Origin of the sequence: Novosphingobium sp. MBES04, from assembly GCF_000813185.1 — a bacterium.
Taxonomy (GTDB): Bacteria; Pseudomonadota; Alphaproteobacteria; order Sphingomonadales; family Sphingomonadaceae; genus Novosphingobium; species Novosphingobium decolorationis.
Genome location: NZ_DF850501.1, coordinates 1 through 1,495 on the forward strand (window position 1 = coordinate 1; position 1,495 = coordinate 1,495).

Consider the following 1,495-nt stretch of genomic DNA (forward strand, 5'->3'; position numbering starts at 1 on the left):
AGATCCTATGGAGCTGGCCCTGTTTCGGCCGATAACTCATGTTTCGACGACGACTGGAGAGAGCATCATGATGCCTGCAACCATTACCGACGCTGAAGCGGCGCCCATCTATGTGAGCGTCGAGTTGAGCAAACGATCTTGGCTTGTTGCCTCCCTGCTTCCAGGAGCGAGCAAGGTGGCGCTGGCGAACATTCCCGCTGGCGACGGGGAGGCCCTGCTTCGCCACGTCCGCAAACTTGAGGCCCGCGCCGAAACCAGAGTTGGCGGTTCGGCCGCTATCCGACTCTGCTTTGAAATTGGATATGACGGTTTCTGGCTCGCTCGACTGCTTCGAGACAGGGGCATCGACACTTATGTGCTCGATCCTGCGAGTTTCCTCGTTTCTAGACGGGGAAAACGGGTCAAAACGGACCGGATTGATGCCGAAGCGATGATCGGTATTTTGAAAGCTTATCTCGGCGGAGATCACAGTGTGTGTCGACTGGTTACGGTACCGACACCGCAGGAGGAGGATGCCAGGAGGTTGATGCGTGAACGCGGAGACCTGATCCGTGAGCGAACCAAGATCATTTCTCGGATCCGCGCTCTGTTCGCGCTTCATGGGATCAAGCATTTGCGAGCCCTGAAAGGCGGGGACTGGGCTTCGCAGTTGAATGGGATGCAAACAGGGGATGGCCGGAATCTCGATCCGAACCTCCGTCAACAGGTCTCCCGATGCTTCGAGCGCCTTAGCCTGCTGAATTCGCAGCTGAAGCAGATCGAGGTCGCCCGGAAGGAAACCCTTGCAGACGAAACAACCGGCTTTCCATGCCCTGACAAGGCCGAGCGCCTTCAACAATTGCGAGGTATCGGCGCAAATGGCGCCACGATGCTGGTCGCGGAAGTCTTTTGTCGGAATTACTCCAGTCGGCGCCATCTCGCGTCGTTCCTGGGGCTGGCGCCCAGTCCATATTCGAGCGGTGGAGTTGAAAGAGACCAAGGCATCAGCAAGGCAGGAAACCGGGGGGCTCGATGCTTGATGGTTGAACTGGCCTGGGGTTGGCTCCGCTATCAACCGAATAGCGAACTGGCCCAGTGGTACCGCGAACGCTTCAAAGGCAAAGGGAAACGCTCTGCCAAAGTGGGAATTGTGGCGCTGGCACGAAAATTGTTGATCGCCCTTTGGCGCTTTGTGGAAACCGGCTTGGTTCCTCAAGGCGCTGAGCTCCGCCAGGCTTGATGCCTTTGTTGCAACAGGCTCGTTAGGCCTCGCGGATTGGTTGGATGCGTGACCGTGAAGATTGATGGCGCCTAAGAAACGCCCAGTAGTAGTTTGGTCCGCATCCTCCGTTGCTCGGTCCAAGGATGTGAATACGGATTGTGGTGCGAGAGAACGCTCTCGACCGGATACAAGTCTATGCGCGGATCGCGCATGCCTGAACCTTGGAATAGCGCAACCCAAGTCGCCCGAAATTTGAAAGGAATAGACCTTGACCGAATAAGCATCATACAAATC

1 protein-coding gene is annotated in these 1,495 nt (G+C 56.6%); it reads left to right on the forward strand.

Going from position 1 to position 1,495, the window contains the following annotated elements; all coding sequences use genetic code 11:
* Positions 1-7 precede the first annotated feature (7 nt).
* Positions 8-1,219, forward strand: coding sequence for an IS110 family transposase (locus MBENS4_RS23640; protein WP_242405114.1), 1,212 nt, complete (start codon positions 8-10; stop codon positions 1,217-1,219).
* The last annotated feature ends 276 nt before the right edge of the window (positions 1,220-1,495 follow it).

Excerpts from the sequence above, each read along its gene's own strand:
- MBENS4_RS23640 (WP_242405114.1), top strand. The coding sequence starts at position 8 with ATGGAGCTGGCCCTGTTTCGGCCGATAACTCATGTTTCGACGACGACT.